Genomic DNA, 19,012 nt, shown 5'->3' with positions numbered 1-19,012 from the left:
CACAAAAAAAGCCACCCTTTTAGGAGTGGCTCTTGTAATATTTAAAAAAACTATTGTAACGGAATTTTATAAAAAACACCTTGTCTACAACTTGCCGTTTGTTTAGTTACCTCATCGTACGCGATAAAACTAAAAGTTCCAGAAATAGTTACCCCAGTATTTTCTGTGATGGTCACTTTTCCATTACTATTAGCTACAGTATTAATTCTAACCAGTGCATCTTGATTGCCCCCAATAATAGTTACTATATCACCAGGCACATAACCCGTTCCAGAAGAAACAATAGACACTCCTGTAATTACTCCTGAAGCACTTACTGTCGTTTTTACTTTCAAACCAGTACCCGTTCCTCCGGTAGTAGATTCTGAATCAGAAGCTACATAATTTGAACCGCCAGCTGCCAAACTAATACTATTTGCAGGATTTGCATTTAGCCCAGTACCAAACTCGCTGCCTCCGTTTCCGATTTGCAAAAAGGTAACTTGATTGCTTTGATTAGTTGTTCCAAATTCATAAGTTCCAACATTAGCAGACGCTAAATCCAGTGTTAAATCACCAGTTTGTCCTCTTCCGTAAATTTTTAACGCTCCTGTAGCACTTTTAACCGCTGCAGTACTGTTCGATTTCCAGAACACATTATTAATAGAGGCTTGAAGTGCTGGATTATTAAACTCCACTTCGTTCTGACAAGAAGAAAAAGCCACTGCAAAACTCAATAAAAGAATTATTTTTTTCATTTTTAAAAACTTTAGTAAAGTACAAAAATAGAATTTTAGATAAAGTAAGCACTGTTTTTTTAAATTATTTACGTAAAAATCAATAGAATATCTTTTGATTTAAAAAAATAACTATATTTGCACCCTTAAATAACCGAGGTCGAGTACCTCAAATTAATCAATAAGATTATGTCAGTAAAAATTAGATTACAAAGACACGGAAAAAAAGGGAAACCTTTTTACTGGATCGTAGCAGCAGATGCTCGTTCAAAAAGAGATGGTAAATTCTTAGAAAAATTAGGAACTTACAATCCAAACACTAATCCTGCAACTATCGACTTAAATGTTGATAAATCAGTTACATGGTTATTCAACGGTGCTCAGCCAACTGACACTGCAAGAGCTATCCTTTCTTACAAAGGTGCTTTATTAAAACATCACTTAGAAGGTGGAGTACGTAAAGGTGCTTTAACTCCTGAGCAAGCTGAAGCTAAATTCAATGCTTGGTTAGATTCTAAAGCTGGACAAGTAGATGCTAAAAAAGATGGTTTAGCAAAATCGAAAGCAGATGCTAAAGCTGCAGCTTTAAAAGCTGAAAAAGAAGCGAATGCAAAACGTGTTGCTGCGCAAGCAGAAGCATTAAAAGCTGCGGAAGCTACTGAAGAGGTTGCTGAAGAAGTAGAAGAAGTTGCTGCAGATGTTGAGGCTACTGTAGAAGAAACTCCTGCTACTGAAGAAACTAGCGAAGAAACAGAAGCTTAATTATAACTAGCGGTGATGCGTAAAGACGATTGTTTTTATTTAGGTAAAATCGCTAAAAAATTTAGTTTCAAAGGAGAAGTTCTTATCTATTTAGATACGGATGAACCTGAAATGTATGAAGAAATGGAATCGGTTTTTGTTGAATTAAACAAAAACTTGGTTCCATTTTTTATTGTACACTCTCAATTACACAAAAACGACTTCCTAAAAGTCCGATTTGAAGATGTAGATACCGAAGAAGCGGCCGATGCCATCATGGGCTGTGAAGTCTACCTTCCGTTAAGCATGCTACCCAAATTAGAAGGTAATAAATTCTATTTTCACGAAGTCATAGGTTTTGAAATTGAAGACAAACGACTAGGTGTATTTGGAAAAATAGTTGCCATCAACGACAGTTCTGCTCAACCCCTTTTTGAAGTGTTAAACGGCGAAGCTGAATTGTTAATCCCAATGATTGACCAGTTTTTAGTTAAAATAGACCGCGCCAACAAAAAAGTCATCATGGATTTACCGGAAGGCTTGGTAGAAATGTACCTATAACAGATTTCTTAGACATCTCAGATTAGTTAGAATATTAGAAAAATTCATTTTTAAAAGATGTCCACTTTCAATTTCAAACAATTTACTATTACCCAAGACCGCTGCGCGATGAAAGTCGGCACTGATGGTGTTTTATTAGGCGCTTGGACTCCCCTGATTAACAATCCTTACAACATTTTAGATATTGGTACAGGAACAGGCGTTATCGCTTTGATGCTAGCACAACGCAGTCACGCCGAACAAATTGATGCGATAGAAATTGACGATGCTGCTTACGAACAAGCCACAGAAAATTTTGAAAACTCTCCTTGGAATGATCGTTTGTATTGTTATCACGCTGGTTTGGATGAGTTTGTAGATGAAGTGGAAGAAGAATTCGATTTGATTGTATCCAACCCACCTTTTTATACCGATGAATACAAGTCTGGAGACGAACAACGCGATACCGCACGATTTACCGATTCCTTGCCATTTGAAGAATTGATAGAGGCGGCCGATTTTTTCCTATCCGAAAATGGGATCTTTTCAGTGATTATTCCGTTTAAAGAAGAAACAGCATTCGTTGCACTTTGTCAAGAACGAGGACTATTTCCTTTAAAAATCACTCGTGTTAAAGGCACTCCAAACACTGAAATCAAACGAAGCTTAATGGCTTTTTCAAGAATAGAACAATCATCATTAATTGATGAACTTGTAATTGAAACTGCTCGTCATCACTACACACCTGAGTATATTGAATTGACCAAGGATTTTTATTTGAAGATGTAGTTTAATTGTATTTATTAATCAACTCTTCTTTACTGCTTACTTGTAATTTTTCGTATATATTTTTTACGTGTGTCTTAATAGTATTGATACTCAAAAACAATTCATCAGCAATAGAAGCATAACTTTTCCCTTTTGAAAGTAAATTTAAAACTTCATTTTCGCGCTCTGTGAGCTCATTATATTGTTTTTGTTGGAAAGATTCTACTACCATTCGTGCAATGTTTACACTCATAGGAGCACCACCAGCCTTTAATTGCTGTAAAGCTTCAATAACTTTTTGTTTACCAGAATTTTTAGTTAAATAACCAACAGCCCCCGCACATAAAGCATCAAAAACATATTGCGAGTTTTCATGAACTGAAACCACAATTATGGCTACATTTGGCAATATTAGCTTAATTTGTTTTATACCTTCAATACCATTTATACCTGGCAAAGTTATATCAGTTAGAATAACGTCAGGATTTAGGCTATTAATTATAGGCAATGCAAGTTCATATGACTCGAAATCGCCCACAATTTCATAACCATCTTCTTGGTTGATGATTTCTTTGAGAGAGTTTCTTAAAACTTCGTAATCTTCTATTAAAACGACTTTCATATTGCAAAAGTAAAAAAATGCCGACAGATATTGACGGCATTTCTATTGATATAAATTCTATTATTCAAATTATTTTTTGATTATTTTTTTAGTTAATACACCTTTTTCGGTTTCTAATTGAATGATGTAGATTCCTTTAGTCAGTGATGATAAATTGATCAAACTATCGTTTGATAATGTATTGGTATGTAAAATACGACCGTTTATATCAAGAACTGAATAATTTGTGATAGAAATATTATCAGGATTTTGAATACTTATATAATCTAAAACTGGATTTGGATACAATAATAAATTTGATTTATTAAAATCTTCAACTGATAATGAAGATGAAATTACCAAATTATCTACAAATAAATAATGAGAGCCAGTTCCTGTACTTTGAGAGCTATTTCTAATTGCAAAGCGATATACTCCAGAAGTTGGTGCTGTATAAGTTGCATTTTTAGCAACAAACATATTAGATGGTTGTGTGTTAAAATCGGTCCAAATAATATTATAATCAGACGGTGTTGTTGATGTTGGATTTGTTCCTACTAAAACTTCAATTTGATATTGTGTTGTATTACCAGCAGTTAAATAATCATTCAAATAAAAATTCACGTTATACGATTGTCCAGCAACTAAATTTATTGGTTTTGTATACAAATATGCATTAGTTAAAGTAGCTGAATCACTTATAGAAAAAACAGAATTTGTACCATTATAAACAAATGTGCTAGGGCCTCCTGTTTGAAACTTCCAATTTGCATTAGTAGTATCACTATATCTACCTAAACCTAAAAACGAAAAAACTGTTTCACTATCAAAGTTTTCTGCATAAGTTGGGGTTACAGGTGCAAAAGCAGTTGCAACAGTCAAAGGCCCTTCCCATAAACTCTCATCAGAAGCAGAACAATTTGTTTTAACATAAATATCATAAATTTTACCCTCTTGCAAACCAATAAATTGGAAATTAGTTTCAGTAGGATTTCCTGATTGAATTAAACCACCTGATAGCCGACCCCAATTTCGTAAACCTATTTGTGCTGTATAAGAATCGGGGGTAGAATCTCCATTTACTGGTGCATTCCATTGTAAATGAATACTATTTTGTGTTGTTGGCGTAACTAAACTGTATGTATTTGGCGTAAAACATGTTTTAGGTGTAAAAGTATAACTAAAATTCGTAGTGCTTGATACATATGTATTATCCCATACAATATAGTATGTGTTATTTGCGACCAATTCTAAACCTTGAATGTAAGAATTTAAATTGCCTGTACCTGTTGAAATATTATCGTTTGAACTCAGACATATTAATGCTCCACAAGTTCCCCTGTAAACAGCCAGTCTAGTATTATTAGATAATGAATTTTGAATTGTTTGAGAAGTAACATCTAAAACTCCATTTTGAGTAGGAGTAAATTTATACCAATTTGCCATTGGTACATTATTGGTGTAGTTATAACATAGGTTACTTCCAGTAGGAACATTGCCGTTATATGTTCCAATATCAACAAGCCCCGAATTTGCTGTCAGTGTTTGCGCATTTTCACAAGCATCATTAATTTGTACTCTTCTTATTTGATTATTATAACTATCACAAACTAATATAAAACTTGGACTGAATATTAAAATACCTGCTGGTGCATTATACAAAGATGAATTAGACCCACCATTTTGAAATCCAGTTAAAGTATCATTTCCGCTTAATGTTAAACCTGAAAGAGTTGATAAATTAATATTAAAAATACTTGATGATTTTGAAACATATAAATTATTACCGTCAATAGCCATTTTAGAGCCATTAATTGCCAATATATTCGAAACAGTTGATGAAGTGATTTTTTTTATTACAGTATTTGATTGGTCAAACGTATAAATATTTCCTGACGAATCTATTTCTAGGTCTTGAGGTAAATTAAATTGTGATCCAGCTATTGCCCCAATTACATTTCCAGAAGAATTAAATTGTCCTGCATATATAGTAGTTGTATTTGTTGAAGGAACTAATTTTCGTATGATATGGAAAGTTGGAATACTGTAATAAACAGCACCCGAGTTGTCAACTACAACCCCGAAAGCGCCACCAGCCGAAGAGGTGGTTAAGCCATTATCATAATAAGTGTTTAAAATATTTCCATTGGTATCAATTCGTAATAATTTCACTGAACTTGGAGTTGCTGCAACAATGAAAGTACCCGTTGTAGTATCATAGGCCATATCAGAAACAGGTCCGATTGATGAATATGGGATAATTGTTGTTACATTTCCGGTTTCATCAATTTTTCGAATACCATTGAAATCGGAAACGTAAATATTATTTAATCCATCCTTGGCAATACAGGTTGGTGTATTATAGCGAGCAATTGAAATGTTACCGTTTTGTGCTCCTAGAGTTGTGGAACCAGAGTAAGTTACTGAGCTTCCATTTTGCCCCAAAACACTCAAATGAATAAATGCTAAAAAAGAAAATAAAATTTTTTTCATAGTTAAGTTTGTTTTTTTGCAAATTTCTTAACTATAACCATTTTTTACTTCACCCGAAAAGGGTGATTTTTAATTTATTTCTCCAATAAATTTTACCGAAGTCCCTGAATTTGAGTTTATGATTAGTTGTGACTTTAGTTTATCAGCTCGCTTTTTAAGGTTATGCAAGCCATTTTTCCTTTGAAGTTTTTCAGTTATAAAACCAACACCATTATCAAGACATTCAATGGTAAGATTAGTATCATTAATCCTAAATATTAAATAAAGTGAGGTGGCATGACTGTGTTTAAAAGCATTTGTCATGGCTTCTTTGAACAATAATAGCAATTGTCTGTTCCAAAAGTTAGGCAACAAAAACTTGGCTTCGGTAATATTGTTTTCTACAAAAAAATTAATTCCCGAATTTTGAAATAGTTCTTCTCCAAAATCTGTTAAAGTAAAAATAAGTTCTTCTAAGGTGCCATTTTTACTATCTATAGCCCAAATAAAATCGCGAATTCCTTGAAATAAATCTTGACTATCTTTATTAATGCGTTCTATGGTTGCGTAATTTTGATTAGTTTTTAGATTTTCGTCGTGTAACAATTTATCTGAAAGCACCGAAATTCCAGCCAATTTATTTCCTAATTCATCATGAAAATCTTGAGCTATATTATGACGCATTTCGTTAAGCTGAAATTCTAATTTTTCATTTGAATCTAGTAATTTTTTTAAATTTTTATTTCGTTTATTAAGTTGTTGAATTCGTAAGTAAACTAAAACACCAATACCACTTAACAAAAATAAAAATGCGGGCAAAAACACAAACCAGCGCATGTACCAAACAGGTTCTTTTTTAATAAAATAAAGTCTTGAATACACATAATTAGTAAACGGATACTTAACTCGAAATTGAATTTGATAATTATCTGCTGTAAAATTTGTGAAATCGAAATAAAAAGTATTTAATTTTACCCATTTTTGATTATTTAAGTTGTACTCTAAAATTGGTTTTGAATTTTGAAATCCTACAACTTCTGCTTTTATCACAAAATTTTCTTGATACTTAATTATTGTGTTGGTTAAAATTGGTTTTTTAGAGTTTTTATTTGTTATGACTAAATTTGGTAAAGAAACATTGGGTTGAAAATAAGCATTAATAAAGTCAACCCCATTATTACCAAGTGCCACAAGTTCATTTTTCGAATTTATGAAAATTTTGGAGTAAAAAGAAGAGGAAAGTCCCTCGTTTCTTGTGAATTTTAAAAATAAATTATCCTTAAATTCAATTAATCCTTTTTGACAAGCAATCCATAAATTGCCATTTGGAGAAATAACAAAATCGTTAAAAGTATCATTGTCGTTATTGTTGTATTTAAAATTTTTAAATATCCTTTTTTCAAAAACCGAAAACCCTAAATAATTTAAGACATACAATTTATTTTGATAAACAACTGCTTTTATTATTTCATTTTGCAATAATCCGTTTTTAGAAGTGTAGTGTTTTATTTGTTTGTAGTTTTTATTATAAACGAATATTCCTAGGTTTGTAAAGACCCAGTATTCATTTTTATAAAACAAAACATCTTTTATTTTAAAAAATAGTTTTTCTTCATCTGAAATAATAAATTGAAAATTTTTCCATTCCCCATTTTCTAAATAAACTAATTCATTATCACCTTGCTCAAATTTTTGATTATTTACGACAATTTGATTTTTAAGATTACTACTTTTTATGTATTGGTTATGTATCTTAAAACTATAATTTTTGGTATTTTTCGTAAAAACAAAAACCGTATCATTTGCTCTGTTTCTAAAATGGGATACCGTTTCTATTGAATGTTTTGTATATAAATTTTTCTCTTTATTATTGATAATTAGTGTGTTTTCGGATAAAAAAAAGTTGTTTTTTATTTTTTCTAAATAGTCAAAAACATAATTTCCTTGTAAAATATTTTTAGCAACTTGAATAACTGGTTTTTGAATTATGAAAAGGCCATTACCATAGGTACTTACCCAAATAGAGTTGTCATTTGAAATTAAAATATCACTAATAGGCGATTTTAACGAAGAAGCTACAATTGTTATAATTCTTTTGGTTGTTTTGTCTTCAATTATAATTTCATGATTATTTTCTTTTTTATTTTGTAACAAAAAAACTCTAAAGCTATTGTTTTCAGAAAATTGCAAAATAGTTTTGTCTTCAAAATTTTTATTTTGGATACTTAAGATACCTTTTGTATTAAATTCAATGATTTTATTTGGCGTTACTGCTAGAAAATGATTTCTTTTTTTTTGCAAACCAATAATGTTATAAGTATTTAAAAATGGGAAAGGGTTTTCAGTTTTAAAATTTTCATTAAGTTTTACAATCCCTTTAAATTGAGGCGAATTTTTATCGGTATAACAATAAACGCTAGCATCGATTCTTTCAATTTGAAGATTACATCCAATTGTATTTGGATTTAATTTTGTCAACAATTTATTTGCATTCTTATCCGAACTCCACCAAACTAATTTACCTTCATTATAGACTAAACTATAAAATTGTGAAATTTTAGTTTTCGTATTATAACTATTTATTCGGGATCTGTTTTCTATAGAATAAATGACGTCTTTATTTCTAACAATTTGTTGCTGTTTAGAAAAATTTGATTTTTCTAAACCAATACTTTTGAATTCTTTACCATTAAAAACATAACAACCACCTCCCCAAGTAGCTACTAGTTTCTCATTTTCATTTTCAAATACATCAATCACAAAGCTATTTGTAAGCCCTTGATTTCTGTTATAATTTTGAAAAGTACTGCCGTTAAATTTCACCAAACCATTATCTGTACCTAGCCAAATAAATCCTTGCTTATCTTGAATGATCTGATAACACAAATCATGAGGCAACCCATTTTCGGAAGTGTAATGAGTTACTTTGAATTGGCTAAAAAGCAACACTGGAAATAATAAGAATAAAAGTCGAATCATAATTGCTAAAGTTCGACCAATTTATAAAAATGTAACTAAAAATTATAACATTCGTTCATTGAATTGTTAAAAATCTTTACTTACTTTTGCACTCTATAAAATCATAAAGATGAAACCAGATTTATTTCAATCGCCTGATTATTACATGTTAGACGATTTATTAACAGAAGAACATAAATTAGTTCGTGACTCAGCACGTGCTTGGGTAAAAAAAGAAGTTTCCCCAATTATAGAAGAATACGCTCAAAGAGCTGAATTTCCACACCAAATCGTAAAAGGTTTGGGTGAGATTGGTGGTTTCGGACCTTATATTCCAGTAGAATATGGCGGTGCCGGATTGGATCAAATTTCCTATGGATTAATCATGCAAGAAATTGAGCGTGGTGATTCTGGAGTACGTTCTACATCATCTGTACAATCATCGTTAGTAATGTATCCTATTTGGAAATACGGTAACGAAGAGCAACGTATGAAATATTTACCAAAATTAGCCACCGGAGAATGGATCGGTTGTTTTGGTTTAACAGAACCGGATCATGGTTCAAATCCTGGTGGAATGGTAACCAACTTTAAAGATATGGGCGACCATTATCTTTTAAATGGTGCTAAAATGTGGATTTCTAATGCTCCTTTTGCACAAATTGCAGTGGTTTGGGCTAAAAACGAAGAAGGACGTATTCACGGACTTATCGTAGAAAGAGGCATGGAAGGTTTTACAACTCCAGAAACGCATAATAAATGGTCTTTAAGAGCTTCTGCTACTGGAGAATTAATTTTCGACAACGTTAAAGTCCCTAAAGAAAACTTATTACCAAACAAATCGGGATTGGGAGCACCACTAGGATGTTTAGATTCAGCACGTTACGGAATTGCTTGGGGTGCTATTGGGGCAGCAATGGATTGTTATGATACCGCTTTACGTTACTCTAAAGAACGTATCCAGTTTGGCAAACCAATTGGAGCAACGCAATTGCAACAAAAGAAATTAGCCGAAATGATTACCGAAATCACTAAAGCACAATTATTGACTTGGAGATTAGGAGTATTACGTAATGAAGGAAGAGCAACATCCGCACAAATTTCTATGGCCAAACGTAACAACGTAAACATGGCAGTTGAAATCGCTCGTGAGGCCCGTCAAATGTTAGGAGGTATGGGTATTACTGGTGAATATTCTATCATGCGTCACATGATGAACTTAGAGTCGGTTTTAACGTACGAAGGAACACATGATATTCACTTGTTAATTACAGGAATGGACGTAACAGGTTTCCCTGCGTTTAAGTAATTCAACAATAGTTATTATTTATACAAAAAGCTTCACCATTGTGTGAAGCTTTTTTATTTTTGTACTATTAAATTCCCTACTTATGACAATTCAACATATCAACACTCAAATTCAACCTCAAAAAGACAAATTACTAAATCATTCATTGTACACCCAAATCAAATCTATCGATGATTTGCATTGCTTTTTGGAAAGTCATGTATATGCGGTTTGGGATTTTATGTCGTTATTGAAGGCTTTACAACAAAAATTAACCTGCACTACCACTCCTTGGTTTGCTACCCAAAATACCGAAACCCGCTACCTGATTAATGAAATTGTTTTAGCGGAAGAATCTGATTTGACATTAGACGGAAAAAGGCAAAGTCATTTTGAAATGTATTTAGACGCTATGAAATCATGTGGTGCCAACACACAACCGATGGAAGCGTTTTTAGAAGCAGTTGTGGAAACCAAAAATGTTTTCATCGCCATCAAACACAGTGATTTACATCCCAAAATCAAAGCTTTCTTGGATTTTACGTTCCGAATTATTGAAGAAGGACAATCCCACAAAATAGCGGCAGCTTTCACTTTCGGGAGAGAAGACTTAATTCCGAATATGTTTACGGAGATTTTGAAAAACTTTAAAATTAATTTCCCAGAAACCGATTTGTCGCAATTGATTTATTATTTCGAAAGACACATCGAATTGGACGCTGACGAACATGGACCGATGGCCATGCAAATGATTTCGGAATTATGCGGTGACGATGTTCAGAAGTGGAGAGACGTAGAAGAAACTTCCATTTTAGCCTTAGAAAAAAGAATGGGATTATGGGATGCTATCGAAGAACATATTCAAGCCGAGATCTCAAGCGCGATATAAGGTTTTTCATTTTTAAAATACAATTAATACAAGCAAAGCTTCTCAATTTGAGGAGCTTTACTTATTTTTAACAAAATTTGCAGCATGTTTTCCTCACAAGACCGATTAGACAGAGCGTACAAGAACGCCAAACGCATTCCGTTTGACAACAACTCTAAATTCATATTATTTAGCGATTGTCATCGCAGTGATGGAAGTTTTGCAGATGATTTTGCGAACAATCGAAATGTGTACTTTCATGCTCTAAATCATTACTTCAAAAATGGTTTTCATTACATTGAGTTAGGCGATGGCGATGAGCTGTGGGAAAATTTGTTTTTTAAAGACATTTTTGAAGCCAATAAAAACGTTTTTCTTTTGTTGCAAAAATTCTATTTGGAAGGAAGACTCGATATGATATGGGGAAATCACGATATGTTCTTTAGAAATAAGCATAATGTTGAAAAAAGTTTTACCGAATTCTTCGATCCAAACCTAGGTATAAAAGTCCCTTTAATGCCCGGATTAGAATATGAGGAAGCCATTGTACTCGTCAATTCCGAAACCCATCAAGAATTATTTTTAACCCACGGTCATCAAGCCGATTTTATGAATTATGTAGGTTGGAAAGTCAATCAGTTTTTGGTCCGTGTGTTATGGAAACCACTTCAAATATGGGGCATCAAAGATCCGACGAGTCCCGCTAAAAACTATGTAGAACTTATTAAAGTAGAACGTCGCATCAAAGAATGGATTGTAAACAACGGCAATAAAATTACCATCACCGGGCACACGCATCGTCCTCGATTCTCCACCCCAAACGATGGTCAAGCGAACTATTTTAATGACGGAAGTTGTGTACATCCTCGTTCCATTACCGGAATTGAAATTGAAAATGGAGAAATTACCCTAATCAAATGGTTTATAGACACCAAAGACGATGGCGTCCTTCAAATCGTAAAAGAAAATTTGCAGAAATCGGAAAAACTAGAGGATTACAAATAGTTAGGCTTCTGGCGCTAGTTCTACTTCTAACCCATCAATATCGGGTGTAATATGAATTTGACATCCCAAACGGCTGTTGTCTTTAACATTAAACGCTTCCCAAAGCATCGCTTCTTCGTCTTGTCCCATTTCGGGTAATGTTACATCGTTTAACACATAACATTGGCAAGAAGCACACATCGCCATACCGCCACAGATACCAATCGTGCCTTCAGGAGCCAATTCGTAGGCACGAACCAATTCCATGATATTCATGTTCATATCCGTCGGAGCTTGTACTTCGTGCGTAACTCCTTCCCTGTCGGTTATTTTAATAGTGATGTCTTGCGCCATGATGTAATAGAATGCTATCAAATAAAAAAACCTCTAAATATTTAGAGGTTTTTTAGTGCGGATAATAGGACTCGAACCTACACGCCTTGCGGCACCAGATCCTAAGTCTGGCACGTCTACCAATTTCGCCATATCCGCAAAAATTGTGAGTGCAAATATAGACATTATTTTTAAATTCCAAAAAGCAATTCACAAATTAGAATAAAATTTTCAAAATTGCCATTTGACTGAATATTTGTACATTTGACTTTTTACTATTTAAACTAAAAATGGAAAATATAAAGCAATACGTTCAGGCGAATAAAGAACGTTTTTTAAATGAATTAATAGAGTTATTAAAAATTCCTTCTGTAAGCGCTGATAGTGCTTATGCCCAAGATGTAATTGATACTGCAAATGCTGTAAAAGCAAGTTTGGAAAAAGCAGGATGTGATTTTGTAGAATTATGCGAAACACCAGGCTATCCAATTGTTTACGGTGAAAAAATAATCGACAAAACACTTCCAACGGTATTGGTGTACGGTCATTATGACGTACAACCAGCCGATCCAATGGAATTATGGACCTCTCCTCCTTTCGAACCTGTTATAAAAACCACGGCATTGCACCCTGAAGGCGCTATTTTCGCACGTGGTGCTTGTGATGACAAAGGGCAGATGTACATGCACGTAAAAGCTTTTGAATACATGATTCAAAACAATTGTTTGCCTTGTAATGTGAAATTTATGATCGAAGGCGAAGAAGAAGTAGGTTCTAAAAGTTTGGGTTGGTTTGTGGAAAGAAACCAAGAAAAATTAGCGAATGATGTGATTTTAATTTCCGATACGGGAATGATCTCCAATCAACAACCTTCTATTACCACTGGATTACGCGGATTAAGCTATGTAGAAGTAGAAGTTACTGGTCCAAACCGTGATTTACACTCTGGATTATATGGTGGTGCAGTAGCCAATCCTATCAATGTATTGACGAAAATGATTGCTTCGTTGCACGACGAGAATAATCATATTACGATTCCAGGGTTCTATGACAAAGTTGAAGAGCTTTCTGCAGAAGAAAGAGCTCAAATGGCAAAACGCCCTTTTAGTCAAGACGATTACAACAAAGCATTAGATATTGCCGATGTTTATGGTGAAACAGGTTATTCCACCAATGAAAGAAATTCGATTCGTCCTACTTTGGATGTGAACGGAATTTGGGGTGGTTATACTGGAGAAGGTGCTAAAACCGTAATTGCCAGTAAAGCCTATGCCAAAATTTCCATGCGATTGGTTCCGAATCAAGATTGGGAAGAAATCACCGAATTATTCAAAAACCATTTCGAAAGCATTGCACCAAGAGCTGTTAAAGTGAAGGTAACCCCACATCATGGTGGTCAAGGATATGTAACACCAATTGATAGCATTGGCTATCAAGCCGCTAATAAAGCCTACACCGAAACGTTTGGCGTACCTGCTATTCCGGTTCGTTCGGGCGGAAGTATTCCAATTGTTGCCTTATTCGAAAAAGAATTAAAATCGAAAACCATCTTGATGGGATTTGGTTTAGATAGTGATGCCATCCACTCGCCTAATGAGCATTTTGGCGTATTTAACTACTTAAAAGGAATTGAAACGATACCGTTATTTTATAAATACTTCACCGAAATGAACAAATAAGGTGAGTAAGAAAAAATTTATCTCAGAAGTTTTAAAATCTACAGGAACTATTGGCGCTTTGTCGCCAAGTTCCTCTTTTTTAGCTAAAAAAATGCTAGAGCCAATTCAATTCGACAACGCTAAATGCATTGTAGAATTTGGCCCTGGAACCGGAGTTTTCACCCACAAACTTTTAGAAAAAATGGATAAAAATGCTATTCTATTGGCATTTGAAATCAACCCCGTTTTTATTGAAGAACTCCAAAACATTAAAGACAATCGATTAGTCATCATTAATGATAGCGCTGAAAAAATTGAAGAGTATTTAGCAAAATACAATCAAAAATCGGCCGATTACATAGTCTCTTCTTTACCTTTTGCGATGATTCCAGACGAAGTCGTACACAACATTTTGACCAATTCCGACACTATGTTATCAGAAAATGGGAAATACATTCAATTTCAATATTCGTTAAATGCTAAAAAGAAATTGGAATCGTACTTTTCTAAAGTGGACATTAATTTCACTTTTCTAAACTTACCTCCAGCCTTTATTTATGTCTGTGAAAAGTAAAAAATACTAATTCAAAGCAAATGGAGCGCTTAAATTAAAAGTTGGCACCATTACTTTAAACGATTTTGTAGAGGTAAAATTAATCATGTTAAAATAGCCATTCATGCTGCCGTGAGGAGAGCAAAGCAGACAGCCTGAACTATAAGTATAGGTCTCCCCTGGCTTTAATACCGGTTTTTTACCTACAACACCTTCTCCATCAACCACTTCTTTAAAGTGTAGTGCATCATGGATTTCCCAATGACGCGACATAAGTTGTACAGAATCTTTACTTTGATTTTCGATAGTGATATGGTAGCCAAAAGCAAAGTGCATTTGATGGTTCTTAAAGTAAGTACCTTCAAAAGTAGTTTTGACTGAAATTTTTATGCCTCTTGTAATTTGAGTAACCATATAGCTATCATAATGATTTTAACAAAGTTAAAAAAAAGAAAAACACAAAAGATTTATATTCTTGTTAAATTTAATTGGTAATGTCGGTAGAATTGGCTTCACCTTTTCCTATCACGCGATCATAACGTTCACCGTTGGCACGATAATAGACTAAAGCGTTATACACGTTTTCGGTTTCGTAATAATTACCGTCCACTGCATTTTTCTCATCCATTACACCCGCTGCATTTAAAATGGTATAGTTATAATTTGTAAACCCTTGCTTGATTAGAATGGCTTTTTCAAAAACACCTTTCTCTGGATTGTATTCCATTTTATTTTCAGCAGAGAACACATTGTCATTAAACATTCCTGTCACATAAACCGATGTGATTGCTGGTGTTTCTGGCGAAAAAAGACTGAAATTCACCCACGAATAATCCGATTCTACCTCTTGATTGTTTTGTGAGATCAAATTTCTAACTTGAAAATTCCCATTGACATCTGGAAAAAAAGTATAACCTTTATTTCTTCTCGCCGAATTGGTATACAAATAAGCATTGTATAAACTTGATTTAGAATCTATTTTAGAGATTGAATTAGTAGCAACACGAATTTCTTTATTATCGAAATACAAGTATTCGTTTCCAGCCCAAAATTGAGTCTCTAGGTTGTATTTAAAAATCAAATCGTTACCAATGGTAAATTGTGGTTTTACATTCACAATCATATTGCTCCATTTTCCGTTTTGAAACAAGATTACTTTGACATTTTGCGCCGGATTTTGAAACAAAATAACATCCGATTTTACAGCAAAATCTAAATTATGCTTGTGTCGAATATCGGAAACATTTCTGGAGCGTTTCACCTGCATCGCTACTTCTGCCAATTCCTCATACACCACAAATTTTTTAGAAAAGACCAATTCTCTATTGGAATTCAAAATGGAAAGTAAATAATTGCCACTTTTGGTAATGCGACAAAAATTATTTGGGAATTTTAAGCGATAATGTGAGTAAATCTGAAGGGTATTGAACGAATTCTCATAATCCTGAATACGCTGATTGTCGTTTCCGTCAAGGTATTCGTTACGCGATAAATCAGATTTTGTCCAATTGTAATTGCAATGCGTTAGCGTAAAATAATAATCTTCTTCATTTCCAAACAAATCATCAAAACTAAATTGAAAACTTTCTCCTAGTCTAAAAAAGGGATATACGTTGGCTTCTCCTTGGGTAAAAGTGACTGTTTTGATATTAAATGGCGGGGCAGTATCAGAAATAGTTTGCGCCATGAAACCGTTTCCAAAGAAAGCAAAAAGGAGTAAAAAAAATAAACTTCGATTCATTATGAAATACTATTGAAGTAAAGGTATTATTTTACAACGAATATTGTGCCAATAAATTATTTAAAACAAACCGGAATTATCTCTCCTTTTGCCAAACAATACTTTTCGACGAATTCCGACGCTATTTTTGAAGTGTAATCTTCTTCGATTACTTTGAAGCCGATGCTTCTTAATTTATCGAAATAATCGCGACCATAGACACGAACGTGATCGTATTGCCCGAAAATTTTTGCACGTTCTTTGGCATCGGTAATACTATCATCCGAAAAAGTTGTAGCTCTCGACAAATCTTGTGGAATTTGAAAAATCCCCATTCCACCAGGCTTTAAAACACGGTACAATTCCTGCATCGCCTTAGTGTCGTCTGGAATATGTTCCAATACGTGATTACAGAAGATGATATCATAAGCATTGTCTTCAAATGGCAAATTACAAATATCTGCTTTTACATCTGCCAAGGGTGAAAACAAATCGGTCGTTGTGTAGGCTATATTAGTTTGCTTTTTGAAACGTTTGTAAAATTCTTGCTCGGGAGCAAAATGCAATACTTTTTTGGTTTCCGTCGAAGTAAAGAAATCGGTTTCGTTTTGCAAATACAACCACAACAAACGGTGTCTTTCTAAGGAAAGCGTACTCGGTGAAAGCACATTGTTTCGCTGATTCCCATACCCGTAAGGCAAAAACATTCGAAACCCTTTACCGTCAATAGGATCGATAAATCGATTCCCTCTTAATAAAAAAGCCAAAATGGGACGAACAATAATACTCAAACGAATTAAAATTGGTCTCGGAATCGTATTTAAGATGAATTTAAAAAGTTGCTTCATTAGAGTACAAGTGGTGATTTTCTGAATTCATTTTCTTCATCGGAAGTAATTCCTAAGGCTTTGTAGATATACGCAAAAGTGGATAGCAATTCTGGTTTTCCGTTTACTATCGCCACGTCGTGCTCAAAGTGCGCCGAAGGTTTTCCATCGGCAGTTGTAATGGTCCAACCGTCTTTGTGCTGTTTGATATTTTTAGTCCCTTGATTGATCATCGGTTCTATAGCCACCGTTAACCCTTCTTGCATTAGTTTTCCACGACCACGCTTTCCATAATTGGGCATTTCCGGCGCTTCGTGCATGGTTTTTCCTATGCCGTGCCCAACTAATTCACGCACTACACCGTAACCATGACTTTCACAATATTTTTGAATGGCATAACCTACATCTTCCGTTCTGTTTCCAGCTTTTATTTCTCGGATACCCACGTATAAGGATTCTTTGGTCACTTGAAGTAATTTTTTGGTCGCAGGATTGACTTCCCCTACTTCAAATGTATAGGCATGATCACCATAATAACCGTTTTTCAAAGCGCCGCAATCGACCGAAATGATATCGCCATTTTCAAGGGGTTTATCTGTAGGGATTCCGTGTACGACTTGCGAGTTCGGACTCATACAAAGCGAATTCGGGAAACCGTACATTCCTAAAAAGGCAGGTGTGGCTCCATGATCACGAATAAAAGTCTCGGCTAATTTATCCAAATATAAAGTACTCACTCCAGGTTTAATTTCTGAAGCAATCATACCTAGTGTTTTCGACACAATTAAAGCGCTTTCGCGCATTAATTCTATTTCTTCTGGTGTTTTTAAAATAATCATAACCTAAAATAAGGGAGCAAAAATACAACATTCTATGAATAAATGCGTAAAATACTAAAGGATACTGTTTTGTACATATTCCTCTCGTACGGCAGTCGAGTCGATTACTTTTAAAAATAATTCTCCTCAAGGCGCTTTTCACTAAATTTATCTCTTTACTTTCTGTATTTAATGGGACACAAAACTCAATCCAATTTCATCAATTCACCTGAACAAGTACTAATTATTTTAATCCTATATTTGCCACCAAATAATTAACCCCTTATCCCAAATGAAAAAAATTTTTGTCTTACTAGTTTTTTTGAATGTTTTAAATTCTTGTAGTAGCGGTAGTGATGATGCTACCCCTGTAATTCCAATAACTCCTACAAACCCTATAAATCAGGGGCGTGATGTTCCTCCTCCAAGATCTTACACAACCTATACGTCTCAGAATTCTGTAACCCTTAATGGTGTAATTGACAATACTAACAATCAATATCAGGGGCCAGGAACTTATAAAGTTGGATTTGTTTTTAGAACTGGCAGTGCAACTAATACCGTCGATCAACAAGTTATTGTAGTAGATAGCAATGTAGAATATCAATACCTTGACAGAGAATATTTTAAAACCAATATTACCGGTTTAACACCAAATACAAAATATTTTTACACTTGTTATACAGAAAATGGTACATACAAAAAGGATGATTGGGAAGAATTTACCACATCAGAAAACCCATGTACGTACGCACAAAACAACTATATTAGTATTAACGGAACTTGGCAAAATGTTTCTCCTACAATAGAGAGTAGTCCTATTTGCTGTTCTGATGGAAATTTTGGAATCAGATTCGGTTCGTGGCCTAATATTTATGAAGTAAACTTTAATGAATTAAACGACGGTTATCCCCGCACAGGACAATTTTTTGGTGTGGATTATGAATTTGACATTACAGACTATAATCAAGAAGTTGTAAAGTCTTCCAATCAGGTATTAATTGGAGATGAGTCTACACCTGCTACTAAATTATTTGTAAATAATAATGGCACCACCTTGACCGTTATTTTTTGCAATACAACTTTAAGAAGTGGTACTGTTTTAAACGGAAAAGTTTCAGTAGCGATACCTTAATGATATTGTTCTACAAACTATAAGTAAAAAAC

The 19,012-nt window shown here is 33.9% G+C and carries 18 protein-coding genes and 1 tRNA gene; 9 read left to right on the top strand and 10 right to left on the bottom strand.

Going from position 1 to position 19,012, the window contains the following annotated elements:
- Positions 1-50 precede the first annotated feature (50 nt).
- Complete coding sequence (locus tag EQG63_RS04480; RefSeq protein ID WP_129434842.1) at positions 51-737, bottom strand: DUF6252 family protein; 687 nt, start codon at positions 735-737, stop codon at positions 51-53.
- A gap of 168 nt (positions 738-905) precedes the next feature.
- On the opposite strand from EQG63_RS04480, the gene EQG63_RS04475 reads away from it, so the two are divergent.
- The 3 genes from EQG63_RS04475 to EQG63_RS04465 are packed head-to-tail and all read left to right on the top strand — an operon-like array spanning position 906 to position 2,786.
- Positions 906-1,478 (top strand): 30S ribosomal protein S16, encoded by a 573-nt coding sequence (locus EQG63_RS04475; RefSeq protein ID WP_129434840.1) that lies wholly within the window; start codon positions 906-908, stop codon positions 1,476-1,478.
- A gap of 15 nt (positions 1,479-1,493) precedes the next feature.
- Positions 1,494-2,018 (top strand): ribosome maturation factor RimM, encoded by a 525-nt coding sequence (gene rimM / locus EQG63_RS04470; RefSeq protein WP_129434838.1) that lies wholly within the window; start codon positions 1,494-1,496, stop codon positions 2,016-2,018.
- Between the two features lie 57 nt (positions 2,019-2,075).
- Positions 2,076-2,786: a tRNA1(Val) (adenine(37)-N6)-methyltransferase gene (locus EQG63_RS04465; RefSeq protein ID WP_129434836.1), complete on the top strand. Its 711-nt coding sequence runs from the start codon at positions 2,076-2,078 to the stop codon at positions 2,784-2,786.
- A 1-nt stretch (position 2,787) separates the two neighbouring features.
- Here EQG63_RS04465 and EQG63_RS04460 read toward each other — a convergent pair whose 3' ends face one another.
- The 3 genes from EQG63_RS04460 to EQG63_RS04450 all read right to left on the bottom strand — a co-directional run bounded on the left by EQG63_RS04460 (position 2,788) and on the right by EQG63_RS04450 (position 8,817).
- The gene (locus EQG63_RS04460) at positions 2,788-3,387 is read right to left on the bottom strand and encodes a response regulator transcription factor (protein ID WP_129434834.1); all 600 of its coding nucleotides are present in this window, start codon (positions 3,385-3,387) and stop codon (positions 2,788-2,790) included.
- 69 nt (positions 3,388-3,456) lie between these two features.
- Positions 3,457-5,859 carry a T9SS type A sorting domain-containing protein gene (locus EQG63_RS04455; RefSeq protein ID WP_129434832.1) on the bottom strand — a complete coding sequence of 801 codons (2,403 nt, stop codon included), beginning with the start codon at positions 5,857-5,859 and terminating at the stop codon, positions 3,457-3,459.
- Between the two features lie 69 nt (positions 5,860-5,928).
- Positions 5,929-8,817, bottom strand: a complete 2,889-nt coding sequence (locus EQG63_RS04450; protein WP_129434830.1) for a sensor histidine kinase — start codon at positions 8,815-8,817, stop codon at positions 5,929-5,931.
- 109 nt (positions 8,818-8,926) lie between these two features.
- On the opposite strand from EQG63_RS04450, the gene EQG63_RS04445 reads away from it, so the two are divergent.
- The 3 genes from EQG63_RS04445 (at position 8,927) to EQG63_RS04435 (ending at position 11,957) form a co-directional block, all read left to right on the top strand.
- Positions 8,927-10,105 (top strand): acyl-CoA dehydrogenase family protein, encoded by a 1,179-nt coding sequence (locus tag EQG63_RS04445; protein ID WP_129434828.1) that lies wholly within the window; start codon positions 8,927-8,929, stop codon positions 10,103-10,105.
- A gap of 82 nt (positions 10,106-10,187) precedes the next feature.
- On the top strand, positions 10,188-10,973 hold the full coding sequence (locus EQG63_RS04440) for a DUF3050 domain-containing protein (protein ID WP_129434826.1): 786 nt from the start codon (positions 10,188-10,190) through the stop codon (positions 10,971-10,973).
- Between the two features lie 84 nt (positions 10,974-11,057).
- On the top strand, positions 11,058-11,957 hold the full coding sequence (locus tag EQG63_RS04435) for a metallophosphoesterase family protein (protein WP_129434824.1): 900 nt from the start codon (positions 11,058-11,060) through the stop codon (positions 11,955-11,957).
- Here EQG63_RS04435 and EQG63_RS04430 read toward each other — a convergent pair whose 3' ends face one another.
- Positions 11,958-12,290 carry a 2Fe-2S iron-sulfur cluster-binding family protein gene (locus EQG63_RS04430; RefSeq protein WP_129435279.1) on the bottom strand — a complete coding sequence of 111 codons (333 nt, stop codon included), beginning with the start codon at positions 12,288-12,290 and terminating at the stop codon, positions 11,958-11,960.
- A 56-nt stretch (positions 12,291-12,346) separates the two neighbouring features.
- Positions 12,347-12,428 (bottom strand) — tRNA-Leu (locus EQG63_RS04425).
- 131 nt (positions 12,429-12,559) lie between these two features.
- Between EQG63_RS04425 and EQG63_RS04420 the strand changes: the two genes are divergently transcribed.
- Positions 12,560-13,948 carry a dipeptidase gene (locus tag EQG63_RS04420; protein WP_129434822.1) on the top strand — a complete coding sequence of 463 codons (1,389 nt, stop codon included), beginning with the start codon at positions 12,560-12,562 and terminating at the stop codon, positions 13,946-13,948.
- Between the two features lies 1 nt (position 13,949).
- Positions 13,950-14,501 carry a class I SAM-dependent methyltransferase gene (locus EQG63_RS04415; protein ID WP_129434820.1) on the top strand — a complete coding sequence of 184 codons (552 nt, stop codon included), beginning with the start codon at positions 13,950-13,952 and terminating at the stop codon, positions 14,499-14,501.
- 6 nt (positions 14,502-14,507) lie between these two features.
- Here EQG63_RS04415 and apaG read toward each other — a convergent pair whose 3' ends face one another.
- From apaG to map, 4 genes are all read right to left on the bottom strand, one after another.
- A complete protein-coding gene (gene apaG, locus EQG63_RS04410) occupies positions 14,508-14,894 on the bottom strand; it encodes a Co2+/Mg2+ efflux protein ApaG (protein ID WP_129434818.1) in 387 nt (128 codons plus the stop codon).
- 70 nt (positions 14,895-14,964) lie between these two features.
- Positions 14,965-16,221: a type IX secretion system plug protein gene (locus EQG63_RS04405; RefSeq protein WP_129434816.1), complete on the bottom strand. Its 1,257-nt coding sequence runs from the start codon at positions 16,219-16,221 to the stop codon at positions 14,965-14,967.
- 56 nt (positions 16,222-16,277) lie between these two features.
- The gene (locus EQG63_RS04400) at positions 16,278-17,048 is read right to left on the bottom strand and encodes a class I SAM-dependent methyltransferase (RefSeq protein WP_129434814.1); all 771 of its coding nucleotides are present in this window, start codon (positions 17,046-17,048) and stop codon (positions 16,278-16,280) included.
- The gene (gene map / locus EQG63_RS04395) at positions 17,048-17,866 is read right to left on the bottom strand and encodes a type I methionyl aminopeptidase (protein WP_129434812.1); all 819 of its coding nucleotides are present in this window, start codon (positions 17,864-17,866) and stop codon (positions 17,048-17,050) included. Before map ends, EQG63_RS04400 begins: the two co-directional genes overlap by 1 nt.
- A gap of 271 nt (positions 17,867-18,137) precedes the next feature.
- Between map and EQG63_RS04390 the strand changes: the two genes are divergently transcribed.
- Positions 18,138-18,980 (top strand): fibronectin type III domain-containing protein, encoded by an 843-nt coding sequence (locus EQG63_RS04390; protein WP_129434810.1) that lies wholly within the window; start codon positions 18,138-18,140, stop codon positions 18,978-18,980.
- Positions 18,981-19,012 lie beyond the last annotated feature (32 nt).

Source organism: Flavobacterium amnicola (assembly GCF_004122165.1).
GTDB lineage: Bacteria > Bacteroidota > Bacteroidia > Flavobacteriales > Flavobacteriaceae > Flavobacterium > Flavobacterium amnicola.
Note: the sequence above shows the minus strand (reverse complement) of the source record. Positions and strands in the feature narration are given on the sequence as shown.

Coding starts and splice junctions, on each gene's coding strand:
- EQG63_RS04480 (WP_129434842.1), bottom strand. CDS start 737: ATGAAAAAAATAATTCTTTTATTGAGTTTTGCAGTGGCTTTTTCTTCT.
- EQG63_RS04475 (WP_129434840.1), top strand. CDS start 906: ATGTCAGTAAAAATTAGATTACAAAGACACGGAAAAAAAGGGAAACCT.
- rimM (WP_129434838.1), top strand. CDS start 1,494: ATGCGTAAAGACGATTGTTTTTATTTAGGTAAAATCGCTAAAAAATTT.
- EQG63_RS04465 (WP_129434836.1), top strand. CDS start 2,076: ATGTCCACTTTCAATTTCAAACAATTTACTATTACCCAAGACCGCTGC.
- EQG63_RS04460 (WP_129434834.1), bottom strand. CDS start 3,387: ATGAAAGTCGTTTTAATAGAAGATTACGAAGTTTTAAGAAACTCTCTC.
- EQG63_RS04455 (WP_129434832.1), bottom strand. CDS start 5,859: ATGAAAAAAATTTTATTTTCTTTTTTAGCATTTATTCATTTGAGTGTT.
- EQG63_RS04450 (WP_129434830.1), bottom strand. CDS start 8,817: ATGATTCGACTTTTATTCTTATTATTTCCAGTGTTGCTTTTTAGCCAA.
- EQG63_RS04445 (WP_129434828.1), top strand. CDS start 8,927: ATGAAACCAGATTTATTTCAATCGCCTGATTATTACATGTTAGACGAT.
- EQG63_RS04440 (WP_129434826.1), top strand. CDS start 10,188: ATGACAATTCAACATATCAACACTCAAATTCAACCTCAAAAAGACAAA.
- EQG63_RS04435 (WP_129434824.1), top strand. CDS start 11,058: ATGTTTTCCTCACAAGACCGATTAGACAGAGCGTACAAGAACGCCAAA.
- EQG63_RS04430 (WP_129435279.1), bottom strand. CDS start 12,290: ATGGCGCAAGACATCACTATTAAAATAACCGACAGGGAAGGAGTTACG.
- EQG63_RS04420 (WP_129434822.1), top strand. CDS start 12,560: ATGGAAAATATAAAGCAATACGTTCAGGCGAATAAAGAACGTTTTTTA.
- apaG (WP_129434818.1), bottom strand. CDS start 14,894: ATGGTTACTCAAATTACAAGAGGCATAAAAATTTCAGTCAAAACTACT.
- EQG63_RS04405 (WP_129434816.1), bottom strand. CDS start 16,221: ATGAATCGAAGTTTATTTTTTTTACTCCTTTTTGCTTTCTTTGGAAAC.
- EQG63_RS04400 (WP_129434814.1), bottom strand. CDS start 17,048: ATGAAGCAACTTTTTAAATTCATCTTAAATACGATTCCGAGACCAATT.
- map (WP_129434812.1), bottom strand. CDS start 17,866: ATGATTATTTTAAAAACACCAGAAGAAATAGAATTAATGCGCGAAAGC.
- EQG63_RS04390 (WP_129434810.1), top strand. CDS start 18,138: ATGAAAAAAATTTTTGTCTTACTAGTTTTTTTGAATGTTTTAAATTCT.